General features: G+C 38.6%; 20 protein-coding genes. All 20 read left to right on the top strand.

Annotated elements, in window-relative coordinates; translation table 11 throughout:
- Positions 1 to 111 precede the first annotated feature (111 nt).
- The 20 genes from ACIQX2_RS03780 (at position 112) to wecB (ending at position 19,076) form a co-directional block, all read left to right on the top strand.
- Positions 112 to 468 carry a response regulator gene (locus tag ACIQX2_RS03780; protein ID WP_402847134.1) on the top strand — a complete coding sequence of 119 codons (357 nt, stop codon included), beginning with the start codon at positions 112 to 114 and terminating at the stop codon, positions 466 to 468.
- Between the two features lie 129 nt (positions 469 to 597).
- Positions 598 to 1,455, top strand: coding sequence for a class II fructose-bisphosphate aldolase (locus ACIQX2_RS03775; protein ID WP_402847132.1), 858 nt, complete (start codon positions 598 to 600; stop codon positions 1,453 to 1,455).
- An 85-nt stretch (positions 1,456 to 1,540) separates the two neighbouring features.
- On the top strand, positions 1,541 to 2,188 hold the full coding sequence (gene fsa / locus ACIQX2_RS03770; protein ID WP_093061331.1) for a fructose-6-phosphate aldolase: 648 nt from the start codon (positions 1,541 to 1,543) through the stop codon (positions 2,186 to 2,188).
- A 19-nt stretch (positions 2,189 to 2,207) separates the two neighbouring features.
- A complete protein-coding gene (locus ACIQX2_RS03765; RefSeq protein WP_402847128.1) occupies positions 2,208 to 3,485 on the top strand; it encodes a UDP-N-acetylglucosamine 1-carboxyvinyltransferase in 1,278 nt (425 codons plus the stop codon).
- Between the two features lie 139 nt (positions 3,486 to 3,624).
- Positions 3,625 to 4,587 carry a class II fructose-bisphosphatase gene (gene glpX / locus ACIQX2_RS03760; protein WP_093061329.1) on the top strand — a complete coding sequence of 321 codons (963 nt, stop codon included), beginning with the start codon at positions 3,625 to 3,627 and terminating at the stop codon, positions 4,585 to 4,587.
- A 284-nt stretch (positions 4,588 to 4,871) separates the two neighbouring features.
- On the top strand, positions 4,872 to 6,155 hold the full coding sequence (gene rho, locus ACIQX2_RS03755; protein ID WP_402847124.1) for a transcription termination factor Rho: 1,284 nt from the start codon (positions 4,872 to 4,874) through the stop codon (positions 6,153 to 6,155).
- Between the two features lie 438 nt (positions 6,156 to 6,593).
- Positions 6,594 to 6,812: a 50S ribosomal protein L31 gene (rpmE, locus tag ACIQX2_RS03750; protein WP_402847122.1), complete on the top strand. Its 219-nt coding sequence runs from the start codon at positions 6,594 to 6,596 to the stop codon at positions 6,810 to 6,812.
- Positions 6,813 to 6,940: 128 nt separating this feature from the next.
- Entirely contained in the window at positions 6,941 to 7,513 is a 573-nt protein-coding gene (locus tag ACIQX2_RS03745; RefSeq protein WP_402847120.1) for a thymidine kinase, read from the top strand.
- A gap of 838 nt (positions 7,514 to 8,351) precedes the next feature.
- Positions 8,352 to 9,431: a peptide chain release factor 1 gene (gene prfA, locus ACIQX2_RS03740; protein ID WP_402847118.1), complete on the top strand. Its 1,080-nt coding sequence runs from the start codon at positions 8,352 to 8,354 to the stop codon at positions 9,429 to 9,431.
- Positions 9,415 to 10,281 (top strand): peptide chain release factor N(5)-glutamine methyltransferase, encoded by an 867-nt coding sequence (prmC, locus tag ACIQX2_RS03735; RefSeq protein ID WP_402847116.1) that lies wholly within the window; start codon positions 9,415 to 9,417, stop codon positions 10,279 to 10,281. The genes prfA and prmC overlap by 17 nt, the downstream gene beginning before the upstream one ends.
- A 44-nt stretch (positions 10,282 to 10,325) precedes the next feature.
- Positions 10,326 to 10,856, top strand: coding sequence for a stage II sporulation protein R (locus ACIQX2_RS03730; protein ID WP_402847114.1), 531 nt, complete (start codon positions 10,326 to 10,328; stop codon positions 10,854 to 10,856).
- A gap of 68 nt (positions 10,857 to 10,924) precedes the next feature.
- Positions 10,925 to 11,953 carry an L-threonylcarbamoyladenylate synthase gene (locus ACIQX2_RS03725; protein ID WP_402847111.1) on the top strand — a complete coding sequence of 343 codons (1,029 nt, stop codon included), beginning with the start codon at positions 10,925 to 10,927 and terminating at the stop codon, positions 11,951 to 11,953.
- A 63-nt stretch (positions 11,954 to 12,016) separates the two neighbouring features.
- Positions 12,017 to 12,520 carry a manganese efflux pump gene (locus ACIQX2_RS03720; protein ID WP_402847109.1) on the top strand — a complete coding sequence of 168 codons (504 nt, stop codon included), beginning with the start codon at positions 12,017 to 12,019 and terminating at the stop codon, positions 12,518 to 12,520.
- Positions 12,521 to 12,579: 59 nt separating this feature from the next.
- On the top strand, positions 12,580 to 13,026 hold the full coding sequence (locus ACIQX2_RS03715) for a low molecular weight protein arginine phosphatase (protein ID WP_402847106.1): 447 nt from the start codon (positions 12,580 to 12,582) through the stop codon (positions 13,024 to 13,026).
- A complete protein-coding gene (locus ACIQX2_RS03710; RefSeq protein ID WP_402847104.1) occupies positions 13,023 to 14,336 on the top strand; it encodes a methyl-accepting chemotaxis protein in 1,314 nt (437 codons plus the stop codon). The genes ACIQX2_RS03715 and ACIQX2_RS03710 overlap by 4 nt, the downstream gene beginning before the upstream one ends.
- Before the next feature lie 181 nt (positions 14,337 to 14,517).
- Entirely contained in the window at positions 14,518 to 14,958 is a 441-nt protein-coding gene (gene rpiB / locus ACIQX2_RS03705; protein ID WP_093061318.1) for a ribose 5-phosphate isomerase B, read from the top strand.
- Positions 14,959 to 14,973: 15 nt separating this feature from the next.
- Positions 14,974 to 15,519, top strand: coding sequence for a TIGR01440 family protein (locus ACIQX2_RS03700; RefSeq protein ID WP_402847101.1), 546 nt, complete (start codon positions 14,974 to 14,976; stop codon positions 15,517 to 15,519).
- Between the two features lie 19 nt (positions 15,520 to 15,538).
- Positions 15,539 to 16,774, top strand: a complete 1,236-nt coding sequence (gene glyA, locus ACIQX2_RS03695) for a serine hydroxymethyltransferase (protein ID WP_402847099.1) — start codon at positions 15,539 to 15,541, stop codon at positions 16,772 to 16,774.
- Between the two features lie 532 nt (positions 16,775 to 17,306).
- A complete protein-coding gene (upp, locus tag ACIQX2_RS03690) occupies positions 17,307 to 17,936 on the top strand; it encodes a uracil phosphoribosyltransferase (protein WP_402847096.1) in 630 nt (209 codons plus the stop codon).
- Between the two features lie 18 nt (positions 17,937 to 17,954).
- A complete protein-coding gene (gene wecB, locus ACIQX2_RS03685) occupies positions 17,955 to 19,076 on the top strand; it encodes a non-hydrolyzing UDP-N-acetylglucosamine 2-epimerase (RefSeq protein WP_402847092.1) in 1,122 nt (373 codons plus the stop codon).
- Positions 19,077 to 19,354 lie beyond the last annotated feature (278 nt).

Below are 19,354 nucleotides of genomic sequence, written 5' to 3'. Positions count from 1 at the left end.
TATGGGTAATAACTCCAATTAAAATGGAAAAATATATTTAAAAAAGAGGGATTACCATAACAAATATCGTATAATACAATAAGGGATTAACAAAGAAGGGGTTTGCTTGTGATGAAACATATCTTAATAGTGGATGATCAATTAGGTATAAGGTTGTTATTAAAAGAGTTGTTTACTCAAGAAGGGTATAATGTCAGTTTAGCTGCAAATGGGTATGAGGCGTTAGAACTTATCAATGAGCACAATATCGATGGAGTTTTACTCGATATGAAAATCCCCGGGATGGATGGAATTCAAATTTTAAAGCGTATAAAAGAACAATGGAGTGAGCTCCCGGTCATGATGATGACCGCTTACGGAGAGTTAAATTTCATAGAAGAGGCTAAGAAATTAGGAGCCTCACTTTATTTCACTAAGCCATTTGATGTATTTGAACTAAGAGATTCTGTGAATAATATCCTGAAATGAGTTGGAACAGCAGGCAGTGGAAAACATCGCCTGTTTTTGTTATGATGAAGAAGAAAAGTAGAAGTTCCATTTATTGTGGAATAGAAAAGATAATTGTGGAGTAAAAGCAAATAGAGGAGGTCCATATCAATGGCTTTAGTTTCGATGAAAGAAATGCTGGAAAAAGGGAAAAAAGAAGGATATGCAGTAGGACAATTTAACATTAATAATTTAGAGTTCACGCAAGCTATCCTACTAGCAGCTGAAGAAGAAAAATCACCAGTTATTTTAGGTGTATCCGAAGGTGCAGCAAAATATATGGGTGGCTTCGTAGCAGTAGTATATATGGTAAAAGGATTAATCGAATCTTATAAAATTTCCGTACCAGTAGCAATTCATTTAGATCATGGATCTAGCTTTGAAAAATGTAAAGAAGCAATTGATGCTGGTTTCACTTCTGTCATGATTGATGCTTCTCATCATCCATTTGAAGAAAACGTTGAAATTACATCTAAAGTTGTCGAATATGCACATGCCCACAACGTATCTGTAGAAGCCGAACTGGGAACAGTTGGTGGACAAGAAGATGACGTTATTGCGGATGGAGTTATATACGCGGACCCTGCTGAATGCGCAGAGCTAGTGAAACGCACAGCAATCGACTGTTTAGCTCCTGCTTTAGGTTCTGTTCATGGACCATATAAAGGAGAACCAAATTTAGGTTTCAGAGAAATGGAAGAAATCTCTAAATTAGCAGAACTTCCTCTAGTTTTACATGGTGGAACTGGTATTCCAACACATGATATTACACGCGCAATTTCTCTTGGAACTGCGAAGATCAATGTGAATACAGAAAACCAAATTGCTGCAACAAAAGCGATTCGTGATTTCCTAGCTTCAGATGCAGAGCAATACGATCCACGTAAATATTTGACACCTGCACGCGATGCGATTAAAGCAACAGTAATCGGCAAAATGCGTGAGTTTGGAAGTTCAAACAAAGCTTAATAATAAGTTAGAAAAATAGCTACAGGGGAGAAGTGTTCAAAGGAACCTTCTCCTGTTTTTCCATCATGAGGAGGATATTAATCATATGAAATTTTTTATCGATACTGCCAATTTTGAAGAAATAAAAGAAGCACACGCTTGGGGGATTCTGTCAGGAGTAACAACGAATCCATCACTAGTAGCAAAAGAAAATATCTCATTCCACGATCGCCTGCGTGAAATTACTGCATTAGTAGACGGGTCGGTAAGTGCGGAAGTAATTGCGCTAGATGCAGAAGGTATGATTAAAGAAGGTAGAGAACTTGCTGCTATTGCACCGAATATTACTGTAAAACTACCAATGACTCCAGAGGGTCTTAAAGCTTGTTCTGTATTCCGTTCAGAAGGTATTAAAACGAATGTAACTCTTATTTTCAGCGCAAACCAAGCATTGCTAGCAGCACGCGCTGGGGCAACCTACGTATCGCCATTTTTAGGTCGCTTAGACGATATCGGACATGATGGTATGGAATTGATTGCTAAGATTGCACAAATCTTTGATATTCATAACATTGATACTGAAATTATTGCGGCATCTATTAGACATCCTCAACATATTACCGATGCAGCTCTAAACGGCGCACATATTTCAACAACACCTTTTAAAGTACTTCAACAACTATTTAATCATCCTTTGACAGACAAAGGGATTGAAGGATTTCTAGCGGATTGGAACAATCGTAAAAGCGAGTAACAAGACGAGGGAGAACTGTATGGAAGTTTATAAAATAAAAGGGGGACAACGCCTTCAAGGAACCATTAAAGTAAGTGGGGCGAAAAATAGTGCAGTGGCGCTAATTCCTGCTTCTTTATTGGCAAATTCCCCTGTCACTATCGAAGGTTTACCAGAAATTTTAGACGTTTGGACGTTAAAAGATATTTTAGAGGAAGTAGGAGCTAAAGTAACATTTGAAAATGGAACAATGACGATTGATCCGACAAATGTTGTGGATATGCCCCTACCAAATGGCAACATTAAGAAACTTCGTGCTTCATACTATTTAATGGGTGCTATGCTTGGGAGATTTAACAAAGCGGCAATAGGTTTACCAGGAGGCTGTCACTTAGGCCCAAGACCTATCGATCAGCATATTAAAGGCTTCGAAGCATTAGGTGCATCCGTATCAAATGAGCATGGTGCCATTTATTTGCGTGCACAAAACTTAGTCGGCGCAAAAATCTACTTAGATGTAGTAAGCGTAGGAGCTACTATAAATATTATGCTAGCAGCCGTTAAAGCAAAAGGTCGTACGATTATTGAAAACGCAGCAAAAGAACCCGAAATTATTGACGTAGCAACATTACTATCTAATATGGGCGCGAATATTAAAGGTGCTGGAACAAATGTTATTCGAATTGATGGTGTAGAAGAATTACACGGTACAAAGCACACGATTATTCCAGACCGTATTGAAGCTGGTACATTTATGATTATGGCAGCGGTAGCTGGGGATGGCATTACGATTGACAATGTGATTCCTTTTCACGTGGAGGCATTAACTGCCAAGCTTCGTGAAATGGGAGTGAGAGTAGAAGAATATGAAGAAAAGATTGTCATTCCTAAAGTAGAAGAATTATTACCTGTAGATGTGAAAACACTCGTATATCCAGGTTTTCCAACGGATCTTCAGCAACCATTTTCAGTATTGATGACCCAAGCAAAAGGCACATCTGTAATCACGGATACTATATACTCCGCTCGTTTTAAACAAATCGATGAATTGCGTCGGATGAATGCAAATGGGCGTGTGGATGGCAGAACTGCCGTCATTACAGGTCCAGCAAGCTTAGAGGCTGCTACTGTGCGTGCAAGCGATCTTCGTGCGGGTGCTGCGCTTGTAATTGCAGGGTTACTTGCTGATGGAGAAACAGAAATTCAAGATATATTCCATATAGAACGTGGGTATAGCTCTTTAGTAGATAAGCTTCAAGGACTTGGTGCGGATATAAGACGAGTAGAAGTAAAAGAAGTGGAAGTAAATAATGATTAATATTCAACTTATTGTGATTATTTTGTAAAAGTTTTTATGGATAATTGTCACTTATCAAGTTTGACAAATATGCTACAATGAGACAGGAAGAAATATAGTTCGGAATTCGGATAATGCAAAACTGGAGGCTTATATAATAATGGAACGTAGTTTATCAATGGAATTGGTTCGAGTAACAGAAGCAGCAGCAATCGCATCTGCACGTTGGATGGGGAGAGGTTTAAAAAACGAAGCGGATGATGCAGCAACAACTGCAATGCGTACCGTTTTTGATACGATTCCTATGGAAGGCGTCGTTGTAATCGGAGAAGGGGAGATGGACGAGGCACCGATGTTATATATCGGTGAAAAACTAGGTCTAGGCACAGACGGTCCTCACGTAGACATCGCAGTAGATCCTTTGGAAGGTACAAATATTGTAGCCTCAGGTGGTTGGAATGCACTTGCTGTACTTGCAGTTGCCGATCGTGGAAACTTACTTCATGCTCCAGATATGTATATGGATAAACTTGCCGTAGGGCCTGAATCTGTAGGACAAGTGGATATTAATGCTTCCGTTTTAGATAATCTAAAAGCAGTTGCTCGTGCAAAAAATAAAAACATTGAAGATGTCGTGGCTACTATTTTAGGGCGCCCTCGTCACCAAAAAATCATCGACGAAATCAGATCAGCAGGAGCACGTATAAAGTTAATTACAGATGGTGACGTTGCAGGAGCTATTAATACAGCGTTTGATGATACAGGTGTAGATATTTTATTCGGAATGGGTGGAGCTCCAGAGGGAGTAATTTCTGCTGTAGGATTAAAATGTTTAGGTGGAGAAATTCAAGGGAAGCTTATACCTCAAGATGAAGCAGAGCTCGCACGTTGCATCAAGATGGGTCTAGACGTAAACAAAGTTCTACGTATGGAAGACTTAGTGAAAGGCGACGACGCCATTTTTGCAGCAACAGGTGTTACGGACGGGGAACTTCTTCGTGGAGTTCAATTTAAAGGTGCCTTCAGTTCAACGCATTCCATTGTAATGCGCGCTAAATCAGGTACAGTTCGATTTGTGGAAGGTCGTCACAGTCTAAACAAAAAACCTAACTTAGTACTATAAAGTGAAACTTCCATCAGTGGGGGGTCTTCATCCACTGATGGTTAGTTGAACCAATCGGGGATTTACAGGCTGTTAATCCCCACCAATTTTTCTCGATTTTCTTACTCAAAATTTGAGGTGGGTGTATTACAGCCTGTTAAACCAGGATAAAATAAGAAACTTTCCTTATGTTTTACCCGACGACCTATCACAAGGCGTCGGGTAACCTCTTATAAAACTTCTTTCTATTACAATTCAAAAATTAGTAAAACAATAAAATATATTAAAGAGTGGTGCATCCCCATATGACACAAACAACAATTAATGAGTTAGAAAACATGACTCTGAAAGAACTTTATACACTTGCTCGTAAATTTAAAGTAGCTGCATATAGTAAACTTTCAAAAAAAGAACTTATTTTTGCAATCTTAAAATCTCGTGCGGAACAAGAAGGATTTTTCTTCATGGAAGGCGTACTAGAAATTATTCAACAAGAGGGTTTCGGTTTTTTACGTCCGATTAACTATTCGCCTAGCTCAGAGGATATTTATATATCTGCGTCTCAAATTAGAAGATTTGACCTTCGAAATGGCGACAAAGTAACAGGAAAAGTACGCCCGCCAAAAGAAAGTGAACGCTATTATGGACTACTGCATGTCGAGTTAGTAAATGGAGAAGACCCAGAAGTAGCGAAGGAAAGAGTGCATTTTCCAGGTCTAACACCTTTATATCCGGATCGCCATATTAAATTGGAAACGGTTCCTGATAAGCTATCAACTCGCATCATGGATCTGGTAGCACCTGTTGGTTATGGTCAACGTGGATTGATTGTGGCACCACCGAAAGCTGGTAAAACATTACTTATTAAAGAAATTGCCAATGCAATAACTACGAATCATCCAAATGCAGAGCTTATTGTTTTATTAATAGATGAGCGTCCTGAGGAAGTAACTGATATTGAGCGTTCCGTCAAAGCGGACGTAGTAAGCTCTACATTCGACGAGGTTCCAGAAAACCACGTAAAAGTGGCTGAACTCGTATTGGAAAGAGCGATGCGTTTGGTTGAACATAAACGTGACGTGATCATCTTGATGGACTCCATTACACGTTTAGCTCGTGCCTACAACTTAGTTATTCCGCCAAGTGGACGTACACTATCAGGTGGTATTGACCCAGCAGCTTTCCATCGCCCAAAACGATTTTTCGGAGCGGCGCGTAATATTGAGGAAGGTGGTAGCTTAACCATTCTTGCTACTGCGTTAGTCGATACTGGATCTCGTATGGACGAAGTGATTTATGAAGAATTCAAAGGAACAGGTAACTTAGAGCTTCACTTGGATAGAAGCCTTGCTGAGCGTCGTATTTTCCCTGCTATTGATATTCGTCGTTCTGGGACGAGAAAAGAAGAGCTACTTATTCCAAAAGAACAGTTGGATAAACTTTGGGCAATTCGTAAAACATTCTCCGATTCATCTGATTTCGCAGAGCGTTTCCTAAAAAAACTTCGCCAATCAAAAACAAACGAAGGATTTTTTGAACAACTAGCTGTAGAAATGAAAGCACACCGAAGCGGAAAAGTAACCTTATAAAAAATGAATTAATATTAATCTTTAGATTCAATGGATTATTTCTGTATAAAAGCCTAATAATTTTGAGATGTTTTATTCGATTATCTTTATATTGAAAGTGGACTTTGTTGATTGAAGCGTAAGGCGGCGACTCCAGCGGGAACAGCGCGAGCTGAAAGCCCCGCAGGAACGAAGTGACGAGGAGATTGAAGCCGTGCCCGCGGAAAGCGTCCGTCTGGAGTGGAAATCAACTTTATCCGTATTTCTAATTACTATACTATGATTTGATTTAATCATATAAACTAAACATTTGCATTCGACTATCAAAGATGATATTATATTTAACGTAACATCATACATTTCTGCTACATATGCGGTTGACATCAATCGGATCGTGTAAGGTATCAGTTTCATAACCAACTCTGTTCCAGATGGTTCAGGGCGAGAGGAGAGATAGAGATGAAAGCAGGAATTCATCCCGATTACAAAGAAGCTACAGTATCATGTTCATGTGGTAACACATTCACAACTGGTTCTGTAAAATCTGACATTAAAGTCGAGTTCTGTAACGAATGTCACCCATTTTACACTGGGCGTCAAAAATTCGCAGCAGCTGATGGCCGTGTTGATCGCTTCAACAAAAAATACGGCATTAAAGAAGAAAACAAAGAAAACTAATACCGAAATACCTGTAGAGCCTTATGCTTTGCAGGTATTTTTGTTTTAAGGAAAATAGGATTTCCGATAATCGTACACGTATGATATAAATAGATAGAAGAAATACATAGTACACAAGGAGACAAATTATGGCACAATTATTTTATAAACACGGAGCAATGAATAGTGGAAAATCAATCGAAATCTTAAAAGTTGCTCATAATTACGAGGAACAAAACAAACCTGTTTTAATATTCACTCCAGGCATAGATACACGTGACGAAGTAGGTCATGTTTCTAGTAGAATCGGATTGAGAAGAAAGGCAACTGCTATCTATAATGAAACTAACTTATTTGAATTAGTTCAAGCAGAATCCCCAAAACCATACTGTGTCCTAATCGACGAAGTACAGTTCTTATCAAAGGAACATGTCCTACAGCTTACAAGAATTGTAGATGAATTAGATATTCCGGTAATGGGCTTCGGACTAAAAAATGATTTCCAAAACGAACTTTTCGAGGGTAGCCGCTACATGCTAATCTACGCAGACAAAATTGAAGAGATGAAAACCATCTGCTGGTTCTGTCACAAAAAAGCAATCATGAATTTACGCGTAGATGACAATGGTAAACCCGTGTACACAGGTGAACAAATTCAAATAGGTGGTAACGACTCCTACTATCCGGTATGCAGAAAATGTCACGCCAATCCGCCGCTATAAGACAAACATAAACCACTTCACTCATTTGTTTGAGGTGGTTTTTTAATGAATAAGAAGTATAAAATTTGGTGTGCCTTTAGAAAGTGTTGCAATATTTTTGAAAAATAGAATCTAATAATTAAACATACTGCTGATTTCCGTTTCAGGCGGACGCTTTCCGCGGGCGTTGTCTCAGCCTCCTCGCTTCGCTGCGGGGTCTTCGTCTAACGCTTTTCCCGCTGGAGTCGCCACCTTTCACTTCAATCAATTAAGTGAGCAGTACTTAACAAAAAGATTTATCACAGTTAATCGCTTAGCTGATAAGAGTAGGCAAAGTTAATATAGTGATTAAACTATCTGCTGAATTAGGATACTATTCTATAATGAAGGATGTAGAAAGTAGTTTTACTTTTATCTAGTGGAAATACAGTCAAATAGTAAGTGTTTACTAAGTAAAGAACCGAAAAAGCGAACGAAATTGTATCTTCGAGAGCTTCCTTTACGAATAGCAAAGTATCTTTTCTAGAATTTCCAAAAATGCACTGACCTGTTTCAGAAAGTTGTGAAGGGCGACAGAGAGACAAACGCCATAAGATTACCGAAAAAAAGGGATGCTGGGTTAGTTGTGACGTTCGTCACAACTAACCCAGCATCCTAAAAATTCACTCGGTAATAATATAGCGAATCATCTGTCAAAAGCCCTGCAAAAAAGATAGAAACAGGTAATGAACTTAAAGGCAATTGCATTTTTCTTAATATTTTTCTTATACAACCAAAACCTTTATAGAAAAAGTAGCGAGAATGAATCTTTTTCTTTATAATAGAAAAGATATAGACTTAAACGAACGAGGTGAGCTCGATGTTTGATCGATTACAATCGGTAGAAGATCGTTACAATAATTTAAATGAATTGCTTAGTGACCCTGATGTGGTTAATGATTTAAATAAGCTAAGAGAATACTCAAAAGAACAATCGGATTTGCAAGCAACTGTAGATGCATACCGTGAATACAAAGAGGTTAAAAGCCAATACAAAGATTCAAAGCAAATGCTTGAGGAAAAGCTAGATGCAGATATGCGTGAAATGGTGAAAGAAGAAGTCAATGATCTAGAAAAGCAAATCGAAGTATTGGAAGAAAGACTAAGAGTGTTATTGATTCCAAAAGATCCAAATGATGATAAAAACGTTATTATGGAAATTCGTGGAGCTGCGGGTGGAGACGAAGCTGCTTTGTTTGCGGGAAATCTGTTCCGCATGTATAGCAGATACGCAGAAACTCAAGGGTGGAAAATTGATGTGATGGAGTCGAATCCAACGGGACTAGGCGGCTTCAAAGAAATCATCTTTATGATTAACGGAAAAAGTGCATTTTCAAAAATGAAATATGAAAACGGTGCACACAGAGTACAACGTGTTCCTGAAACAGAATCTGGTGGTCGTATTCATACTTCTACTGCTACGGTTGCCGTACTTCCAGAAGCAGAAGAAGTAGATGTGGATATCCATGAAAAGGATGTTCGCGTTGATACATTCGCATCATCTGGTGCTGGGGGACAATCGGTAAATACAACGATGTCAGCAGTTCGTATGACACATTTACCTACAGGAATTACTGTTTCGATGCAAGACGAAAAATCGCAAATCAAAAATAGAGAAAAAGCGATGAAAATTCTTCGTGCACGTGTAGCGGATAAATTCCGCCAAGAAGCACAAGCAGAATACGATGCAGTTCGTAAATCGGCAGTAGGTACGGGTGACCGTTCCGAACGAATTCGCACGTATAACTACCCGCAAAATCGTGTGACAGATCATCGAATCGGATTGACTTTGCAAAAACTTGATCAAATTCTAGAAGGTAAGATGGATGAAGTGATTGACGCATTAATCATGGAAGATCAAGCAGAAAAATTAGAGAGAATGAATGATACGAATGTGTAAAACAAATTTTGAGGCCCTAAAACGGGCTTCTTCTTTTTTAGAGGAAAATAACCGAGAAAAAGAAGTTGCTCGCTACTTATTGCAGCATGTCTTACAAAAAAATTACTCTGATTTAATGATGACGATATACGATGAAATAACTCCAGAAGCATTCAAAACCTTTTGGAGCTATGTTGAAGAACACGCTACTGGGCGCCCTTTCCAATACATTATTGGCCAGGAGAGTTTTTACGGTCGTGATTTTTTAGTGGCCGAACATGTCTTGATACCAAGACCAGAAACAGAAGAATTGATAGAAGAGGTCAAAAAACGGACGGCTAAACTTTTTGAAGTAAGCCAACCGATAAAAATTGCTGATATTGGAACCGGCAGTGGTGCAATAGCTTTGACCATAAAAAAAGAAATTCCAAGGGCAAATGTGACTGCCACAGATATATCCACTGATGCATTAATCGTTGCTAAAAAAAATTCCAAGCGCTTAGAAGCAGAGGTAGAATTTAAGCAAGGAGATTTACTAGCACCAATTGCCGAACAAAAATGGGATATTATTTTATCGAATCCACCTTATATTGGTGCACATGAAGCAGATAATCTATCAGACACAGTGATAGATTATGAACCACATCTAGCTCTATTCGCAGAAGAGGATGGTTTGCAACTATATAGAAAGATGGCCGAGCAGCTTCCCGGTATGATGAATACACCAAGCTTCATAGGCTTTGAAATTGGCTACGAACAAGGTCAAGAAGTCCAAAAAATGCTCCAACATGCCTTCCCACTCGCACTGGTAGAGGTCGTTCAGGATATTAACCAAAAAAATCGCTTTGTTTTTTGTACAATCACTGAATAAAATATGAATCTACTGGTAACAATGTTCCTAAGGGGGAATGTTATATGTTACCAGATTACGAGATTAAAAAAGCACCGAGCATAGATAAACAAATAGACGCAGTCATTTTCTTTGTTTGGATGCTGTTATTAATTCAGTTTTGTTTATTTTTACTCTTTCCACAAGGAGAGGAAGTAGAGGGTATTCGTTTCCGTTTAATAGCAAATAGCAATACAATCGAAGATCAACAAGTGAAAAATAATGTGAAGCATCATATAGAGCCGATTTTACTAAGCTATGAAAATAATCCACAAGAAACGTACAACGAATTAGAACAGGTTGTTGATAAGCTTTCAAATAAACTGGATACAACTATTACAATTACCAGAGGCGATGCTATCTTTCCGCCGAAAGTTTTGAATGAAGGAATCTCCTCGCAAATGAGTACTGAATCCATTGTTATTTCCATTGGTAACGCAAGAGGGGATAACTGGTGGTGCGCGCTTTTCCCGAAAGTGTGCTATAAAGAAGAGGTTGAGAAAGAAAAGCCTAAATTTTGGGTATGGGAATGGTTAAAAAAGAAGTTTTCCACATAGTTACTAACAATAACATGGAAGTTATCAACAATTTGTGGACAAGTCCTAGTGGAAGGAGAAAAAGTCAGATGAAAACAATAATCTCGATTGTGGATAATTTATCCGCAGATAAGCTCAGTTATACACAGGCTGTGGATTTGTTAACAAATGGGGAAGTGGTAGCTTTTCCAACAGAAACAGTATATGGATTAGGTGCCATTGCTACAAGTGAAGCAGCTGTAGCTAAAATATTCGAAGCAAAAGGCAGACCGCAGGATAATCCACTTATAGTCCACGTTGGCTCTAAAAAGGAGATAAAGGCATTTACTCACGATATACCAAATCTTGCGGAAGTGTGTATGAATACGTTTTGGCCAGGTCCATTAACACTTATTTTGCCACTAAAAACAGATACATTGGCTAAAAATGTGAGTGCTGGTCTTCCAACAGTAGGTGTAAGAATGCCAGAACATCCAGTAGCATTAGAGCTATTAAAACAACTAAAGCAACCCGTTGCTGCTCCTAGTGCAAATAAAAGCGGCAAGCCAAGTCCCACGAAGGCTGCACATGTGTATCATGATTTGAAAGGGAAAATCCCACTAATATTAGATGGTGGTACAACAGGCATCGGCTTAGAATCTACAGTGATCGATTTTGTAGGTGAAATTCCTACTATTCTTCGTCCAGGTGGTATAACAAAAGAAATGTTAGAAAAAGTTATTGGTCCTGTAGGGGAAGCAAAACCGACAGATCATGAAGAAGCACCACGTGCACCCGGGATGAAATATGCACATTATGCACCTGATTCTCCAGTTTTTCTCATAGAAGCTTCTATACAAAAAGTTCAAGAAGCAGTAGAAAAAATACATAATGAACAGAAAAAAGTAGCAATAATAGCAAGTGATTCATTTAACCAGGTTCAAGTAGATTACTTCTTTTCATTAGGCGATGAAAATCAACTAGATGATGCCGCACATTTACTGTACCAAGCACTAAGAGATTGTGACGAAACAGACGTCGAGATCATTCTTGTACCCGTGCTTTCTAAAAAAGGGGTCGGCAAGGCAATAATGAACCGTCTAGAAAAAGCATCAAATGGGAATTGGTTTCATAACTAATATCGTATTCTCGCTCGACTATTTGCATACATTTAAGTATGCAAATAGACGGGGGAGATTTTTTTGTGGCGTGAAATTTTAGCAGGCGCCTTAATGTCTGTGGATGTACTTATTTTATTTTCATTAGTCGTATATCGAAAGCAAATTTTTACATTGGCTGCATGGGTGGCATCCTTACATATGCTTTTTCCGTTAATCGGGTATTATGCGGGTGTGGTAGTACAAAATTATTTGGCATATGCAAGTCCCTATTTGTCGGGTATTCTTTTGTCGCTTGTAGGATTACAAATGATTTTAGCTCAATCTCCAAAACAGGTGCCACTTCTATCTCCATATTTACTTGCAGTATTTGCAAGTCTAGATACCTTTTCAGTAAGTGTTTCGTTTGGTATGCTTAAACTAGAAAAGTTTGCGTTCATATTAAGTGCTGGATTCTTTTCTTATGTCGCTGTATTTATAGCGCAAAAGGTTATATTCAAATATGCTTTTATGAACCGAGCGCTTATTTTAAGGTTAGCAGGTATGCTTATTTTGTTAATGGGTATTCTCACGTTACGAAATATTTAACAAATTATAAAACAATTATAGGACTAATTAATATATACTAGAGATGAGGAAATGGATCTATGAATATTCTGTTTGTTTGCACTGGTAACACATGTCGGAGTCCGATTGCTGAAGCGTTATTAAAGTCTCAAAAGATAGATGGTCTGGAGGTTCGCTCAGCTGGCATCTACGCTAAGGACGGTGGACCAATATCTCAAAATAGTCAATTAGTATTAGAGCAAGAGATGATTCCATTTACGCGTTCATCATCTGCAATAAATGAATCATTAGTTGACTGGGCTGATCTGATTTTAACGATGACTGCCTCTCACAAGCACGCAATTATTTTAGGTTTCCCTCACGCAATTTCGAAAGTTTATATGTATAAAGAATTTGTCACCCCTAACGATATAAAGGATGTATCGGATCCGTATGGAGGAGATTTAAATACATATGAAGGTACCTTTAGAGAGCTGCAAGTATTAACAAATGAACTAGTGAACAAACTACAGGGGGAAATTGGATGAACGGAAAAAAGAAAAAGCACACTTTTGGACTTCAAAAGAAGATTGTGCTATTTGTGACGATTTTAGCATTGATAACGTATACAACAAGCGCTCTATTTATAAACTTTGTACAACCACTTATTTTTGATGATGCGACAAGTTCTTGGAAGTTTGAGGTTATTACCTACGCACTTGGAATTTTTTGGTCTGGACTACTAGCGTATTTTTTCATTGGACTAATTATCAAGCCTTTATTCAACTTAGAAAAAGTTGCGATTTTGGCGTCAGAGGGGAAAATTGGTGTTGATGTAGAGGTGCCGAAATCGAAAGACGAGATACAATCAGTGTCGATCGCATTTCAGGCAATGCTCGAGAACTTAAGAGATGTGGTAAAAGGTATTGAAGATAACTTCGAGAAAACTAACAAAACCGTACAACAGCTTTCAGTGGAATCCTCTATTGCCTCAGAGCAGGCGGAAGCGATTGCCCATACGATAGCGCAAATTTCTGAAGGTGCAGAACACTCAGCAGTAGCAGTTCAAGAAACGGCAGAATCAGTAGAAGATGTACGAGTACTAGCATCAGAAGTAAATTACCGTGCTGTAAAATCTTCGGAACAATCCAACGAAATGATTACTGGTTTATCTCAAACTACAGAAGTTATTCATTCACTAGTAAATGGGATTCAAAAAATTGCTTCTGGAAGTGAGGCAGCCCTTGGGAATGTTCATCAATTAGAAGAGAATGCAGGAAAAGTAGAAAGCATTATTCAATTAGTGGGAGATATTGCAGCACAAACGAATTTATTAGCACTAAATGCATCGATCGAAGCAGCGCGTGCTGGAGAGCATGGAAAAGGATTTGCTGTCGTAGCGGAAGAAGTTCGTAAACTCGCTGATGAAAGTGCGAAAGCTGTACAAGGTATTTCAGAGCTGATTTTAGCTATACAAACAGACGTACAAACAGTTGTCCGCCAAATGACGGATCAAGTAAGCTTTGCAGTGGGCGAGGCTAAACGCGTTTCAGAAACTAATGAAGCAATAGAAGGAATGTCTACAAAAATTCATGAGATGGCAGAATCCGTTGTGGAAATTTCTTCATTAGTAGAAAAACAATTAACAAATATTGAAAGCACAGCGCGTCAGTCACAGGAAGTAGCGGCCATTGCCGAGCAAACATCAGCAGGAGCACAAGAGGTTCGCAGCGCTACGGACGAACAAGCTCGTTCTATCGAGCAAATTGAATCGGTATCAATTGGGTTAAAGCAACAATCCGAAGAGTTATATAAAGTAATATGTCAATTTGATCGAAAAACGACCAATATAACATAAATGTCGTTTAATGTTCGTGTTTTAATGAAAAAATTTCTGAAAAAGGTCATTTTCCTTTCGGATTTTCAGAAATTATTCAAATAAATTAAAATTAATGCAACTCACTTTGCGTGAGTTGTGTTTTTTTCTATAGAAAAATGGTATGATGTTGGAGAGTATTAAACAGAAAAGAGGGAACGACTTGAAAATTGCGATTTCTTCCGATCATGGCGGAAATAATCTTCGCCAGGAAATAATGCAACTACTAGAAGAATTAGGATTATCGTATGAAGATTTTGGACCAAAAAGTAACGATTCTGTAGATTACCCTGACTTTGCTAAACCTGTAGCAGAGGGTGTGGCAAATGGCGATTTCGATCGTGGTATTTTAATCTGTGGTACTGGTATTGGTATGTCTATTGCTGCCAACAAAGTAAAAGGTATCCGATGTGCATTAGTGCATGATGTATTTTCAGCGAAGGCTACTAGAAATCACAATGATTCCAATGTACTTGCAATGGGTGAACGTGTGATTGGAGCAGGACATGCAAGAGAAATAGTTTCCACTTGGCTTGAACAGGATTTTGAAGGTGGACGTCATGTACGCCGAGTTGAAAAAATTACTGAAATAGAAAACGCATAGAAGAAGGGATTCCTTATGGAAGCAAAAAGTTTGTGGGAAGAACAAATCGAACAACTTCTCTTAGAAGTGGAGCAGCAAATCGAGTTTCATGAAAATGATTTATTTGTCGTTGGATGTTCGACCTCAGAAATTATTGGTGAAAAAATTGGAACTGCAGGCGGATTAGAAGTTGCCGAGGTTTTATTCGCCCCTTTACAAGCATTTGCAACACGTAATAAAATCCATCTAGCTTTCCAAGGCTGCGAGCATATTAACCGCGCCATTACGATGGAAAGAAAAACACAAGAATTATATAGATTACCCGAAGTTACTGTTATTCCAGTAGTTCGTGCAGGCGGTTCTATGTCCGCATATGCGTACTCACATTTTAATGACCCTGTTGTAGTCGAGCATGTAAGTGCACATGCAGGCATTGATATAGGACAAACCTTGATCGGTATGCAGCTTCAACCAGTTGCTGTACCAATCCGCTTGTCCATAAAGAAAATTGGGGAAGCAATCGTATCGATTGCGAAAACACGTCCAAAGCTAATCGGCGGAGAACGTGCATTTTACGGATGAATTCGAGGAGGAACGAATAGTGGAGAAAATTTTATCACAAGATCCAGCAGTATATGAGGCAATGTTAGCAGAGAAAAAGCGTCAACAAGCGAATATCGAGTTAATCGCATCAGAAAACTTTGTATCAGAGGCCGTTATGGAAGCACAAGGCTCTGTACTTACCAATAAATATGCAGAAGGTTACCCTGGTAAACGTTACTATGGTGGCTGTGAGCATGTAGATGTAGTAGAAAATATTGCACGTGATCGTCTGAAAGAAATTTTTGGTGCTGAACACGCCAATGTCCAACCACATTCAGGTTCCCAAGCGAATATGGCGGTTTACATGACTGCTCTACAACAAGGAGATACAATTCTAGGGATGAATTTATCCCATGGTGGGCATTTAACACACGGTTCTCCAGTTAATTTTAGTGGTATTCAATATAACTTTATTGAGTACGGTGTTAACAAAGAAACGGAACTAATTGACTATGAAGAAGTTCGTAGAATAGCATTAGAGCACAAGCCGAAAATGATCGTAGCTGGAGCAAGTGCATATTCACGCACAATCGACTTCGCTAAATTCCGTGAAATTGCAGACGAAATTGGCGCATACCTATTTGTAGATATGGCGCATATCGCAGGTTTAGTAGCAGCTGGTCTTCATCCGAATCCAGTACCTCATGCTCATTTCGTAACATCTACTACACATAAAACATTACGTGGACCACGTGGTGGATTAATCTTAACGACTGAAGAGTTCGCAAAGAAAATTGATAAAACAATCTTCCCAGGAATTCAAGGTGGTCCATTAATGCACGTAATCGCAGCTAAAGCAGTTGCATTTGGTGAAGCGCTAAAACCAGAATTTAAAGAGTACCAAAAACAAGTAATTGCCAATTCGAAAGCTTTAGCTGAAGCTCTTACTGCAGAAGGTATCCGTATCGTTTCTGGTGGATCCGACAACCACGTTATGCTATTAGACGTATCTGCTCTAGGCTTAACAGGAAAAGTAGCAGAGCATGTCCTGGATGAGGTAGGGATTACTGTAAATAAAAACACAATCCCATTTGATACAGCAAGCCCGTTCATCACTTCAGGTGTCCGCATTGGTACACCAGCAGTTACATCTCGTGGATTTAAAGAAGCAGAGATGAAAGAGATTGCATCTATCATTGCTAAACTATTAAAAAACAACGAGGATGCAGAAGTACTAAAAGAAGCAAAAGAGAGAGTCGCTACTTTAACAAGCAACTTCCCATTATACGAATAAGCGAACATATATCTAAGCCAGCTACTTCTCAACGAGTAGCTGGCTTTTTCTTTATCGGGTTTCATCCGACAGCTTTAAGAGAGAAACACGGCAATGAATGTTTACGAGAATCACCTGAATGTTTAACGGAATCACTGGAAAGTGAAGAAAAATCACCTGAATGTTTAACGGAATCACTGGAAAGTAAAGAAAGACCACCGGAATAGAAAATAAGGTATGAGAGAAGTTGGAAAATGGAGAGATAGTATTGTTTACTCTCGTTCGCAAGAGTTTACTAGCAGATTACAGATAGTTACTTACTTTCCAACACCATTTAATAGCTTTTTAGGAAGATTTACTCTCGAAAAGGGAATGTTTACCAAATTCCTACCTTATGATAATGCTGTAGTGCACATTCAAGCAGAAAGTCTCACTTATCTCAAGATACCAGCTTAAATAGACGCAATATTAAAAACGTAGGATTACTGTATGTATCCTGCGTTTTTTGTTATAATTAGTAGAATTTAAATAAAACACAAAGGAGCATCTTAATATGCCGAAAGTATTTGTATTTGATCACCCCCTAATTCAACACAAACTTACATATATTCGCGATGTGAATACAGGCACGAAGGAATTTCGTGAGTTAGTGGATGAAGTTGCTACACTCATGGCGTTTGAGATTACGCGAGAAATGCCATTGGAGGAAACAGAAGTAGAAACTCCAGTGCAACTTACAAAATCTAAAGTGCTTGCAGGGAAAAAAATAGGGATAGTTCCTATATTACGTGCGGGAATAGGGATGGTTGATGGAATTCTTAAGCTAATCCCAGCTGCAAAGGTAGGGCATATCGGACTTTATCGCGATCCCAAAACATTAAAACCAGTAGAATATTACGTAAAACTTCCAGCAGATGTAGCGGAACGTGATTTCATATTAGTAGATCCAATGCTAGCTACAGGTGGTTCAGCAATTGAAGCTGTAAACTCTTTAAAGACTCGTGGTGCTACTAGCATCAAATTTATGTGTTTAATAGCAGCACCTGAAGGAGTAGAAGCTCTTCAACAAGCGCATCCAGACGTAGATATTTATATCGCTGCTCTTGATGAAAAGCTAAATGATCATGGATATATCGTCCCTGGATTAGGCGATGCTGGTGACAGATTGTTTGGTACAAAATAAAAGGAGTGTTTGTATTTCATGCGTAAATATAAAGTAATGACGATTTTTGGTACGAGACCAGAGGCAATTAAAATGGCTCCACTAGTTCTAGAACTTCAAAAACATCCTGAAGAGATTGAATCACTGGTGACGGTGACTGCCCAACATCGTCAAATGCTTGATCAAGTATTGGATACATTTAACATCAAACCAGATTACGACTTAAATATGATGAAAGATCGTCAAACATTAGTAGATATAACTACTAGAGCTCTTGAAGGCTTGGACAAAGTGATGAAGGAAGCGAAACCTGATATCGTACTTGTTCATGGAGATACTTCTACTACATTTGTAGCAAGCTTAGCAGCGTTTTATAACCAAATAGCTATTGGCCATGTGGAAGCAGGATTACGCACATGGAACAAGTTTTCACCATTTCCAGAAGAAATGAACCGTCAGTTAACTGGGGTAATGGCAGATATCCACTTTGCTCCAACGGTGAAATCTGAAAGGAATCTAATAGAAGAGAACAAGCATAAAGACTCAATTTTTGTAACTGGTAATACTGCTATCGATGCGCTGAAAACGACAGTAAAAGAAGATTACACTCACCCTATTTTAGAGCAACTTAAAGGGAGTAGAATTATTCTATTAACCGCTCATCGACGCGAAAATTTAGGTGAACCTATGCGTAATATGTTCCGTGCCATTAACAGATTGCTTATAGAACATAAAGATGTACAAGTCATTTATCCAGTTCACATGAATCCAGCTGTAAGAGAAATTGCCAATGAGATTTTAGGAGAGAATGATCGAATTCATTTAATAGAACCGTTAGAAGTTCTAGATTTCCATAACTTCGCTGCACGCTCTCATATAATACTGACTGATTCAGGTGGTGTGCAGGAAGAAGCTCCGTCACTTGGCAAACCTGTTATTGTGCTTCGAGATACTACCGAACGACCAGAAGGAATTGAAGCGGGAACATTAAAACTGGCTGGTACAGAAGAAGAAACAATCTACAAATTAACAAATGAATTACTATCTGATGAAACAGCCTATAAAACAATGTCCCAAGCAAGTAATCCTTATGGAGATGGTAAGGCATCTCAAAGAATCGTTGAAATTTTAATTAATTTCCTTCAAAAAGAAGAAAAATAAAATTTGTCCATAAAATGTCGGAAAGTTTGACTTTCCTAAGTTTTTCTCTATAAGCAATTGACATCAATTTGCCCCTATTGTATGCTTACAAAGGATAATCATGATAGGGGTTTCATGCTTGAAACACTAGTCAGATTAACTTTCTACTAGATTCACAGTTTTTACTTAATAAGGAAAAAATGTGAGGATTCTTTTTTACGTCATATTAGACGTCCAATTAAAGGGAAAGCATTGTATACTGCGATTCTCTCACAGCTTACCGGTTCTATATCATTCAC

This window comes from Psychrobacillus sp. NPDC096623 (assembly GCF_044762655.1).
Taxonomy (GTDB): Bacteria; Bacillota; Bacilli; order Bacillales_A; family Planococcaceae; genus Psychrobacillus.
This window is presented reverse-complemented; position numbering and strand designations above follow the sequence as displayed.

Bases quoted from the DNA above. Each gene is read 5' to 3' on its own strand.
- ACIQX2_RS03780 (WP_402847134.1), top strand. From the start codon at position 112: ATGAAACATATCTTAATAGTGGATGATCAATTAGGTATAAGGTTGTTA.
- ACIQX2_RS03775 (WP_402847132.1), top strand. From the start codon at position 598: ATGGCTTTAGTTTCGATGAAAGAAATGCTGGAAAAAGGGAAAAAAGAA.
- fsa (WP_093061331.1), top strand. From the start codon at position 1,541: ATGAAATTTTTTATCGATACTGCCAATTTTGAAGAAATAAAAGAAGCA.
- ACIQX2_RS03765 (WP_402847128.1), top strand. From the start codon at position 2,208: ATGGAAGTTTATAAAATAAAAGGGGGACAACGCCTTCAAGGAACCATT.
- glpX (WP_093061329.1), top strand. From the start codon at position 3,625: ATGGAACGTAGTTTATCAATGGAATTGGTTCGAGTAACAGAAGCAGCA.
- rho (WP_402847124.1), top strand. From the start codon at position 4,872: ATGACACAAACAACAATTAATGAGTTAGAAAACATGACTCTGAAAGAA.
- rpmE (WP_402847122.1), top strand. From the start codon at position 6,594: ATGAAAGCAGGAATTCATCCCGATTACAAAGAAGCTACAGTATCATGT.
- ACIQX2_RS03745 (WP_402847120.1), top strand. From the start codon at position 6,941: ATGGCACAATTATTTTATAAACACGGAGCAATGAATAGTGGAAAATCA.
- prfA (WP_402847118.1), top strand. From the start codon at position 8,352: ATGTTTGATCGATTACAATCGGTAGAAGATCGTTACAATAATTTAAAT.
- prmC (WP_402847116.1), top strand. From the start codon at position 9,415: ATGATACGAATGTGTAAAACAAATTTTGAGGCCCTAAAACGGGCTTCT.
- ACIQX2_RS03730 (WP_402847114.1), top strand. From the start codon at position 10,326: ATGTTACCAGATTACGAGATTAAAAAAGCACCGAGCATAGATAAACAA.
- ACIQX2_RS03725 (WP_402847111.1), top strand. From the start codon at position 10,925: ATGAAAACAATAATCTCGATTGTGGATAATTTATCCGCAGATAAGCTC.
- ACIQX2_RS03715 (WP_402847106.1), top strand. From the start codon at position 12,580: ATGAATATTCTGTTTGTTTGCACTGGTAACACATGTCGGAGTCCGATT.
- ACIQX2_RS03710 (WP_402847104.1), top strand. From the start codon at position 13,023: ATGAACGGAAAAAAGAAAAAGCACACTTTTGGACTTCAAAAGAAGATT.
- ACIQX2_RS03700 (WP_402847101.1), top strand. From the start codon at position 14,974: ATGGAAGCAAAAAGTTTGTGGGAAGAACAAATCGAACAACTTCTCTTA.
- upp (WP_402847096.1), top strand. From the start codon at position 17,307: ATGCCGAAAGTATTTGTATTTGATCACCCCCTAATTCAACACAAACTT.
- wecB (WP_402847092.1), top strand. From the start codon at position 17,955: ATGCGTAAATATAAAGTAATGACGATTTTTGGTACGAGACCAGAGGCA.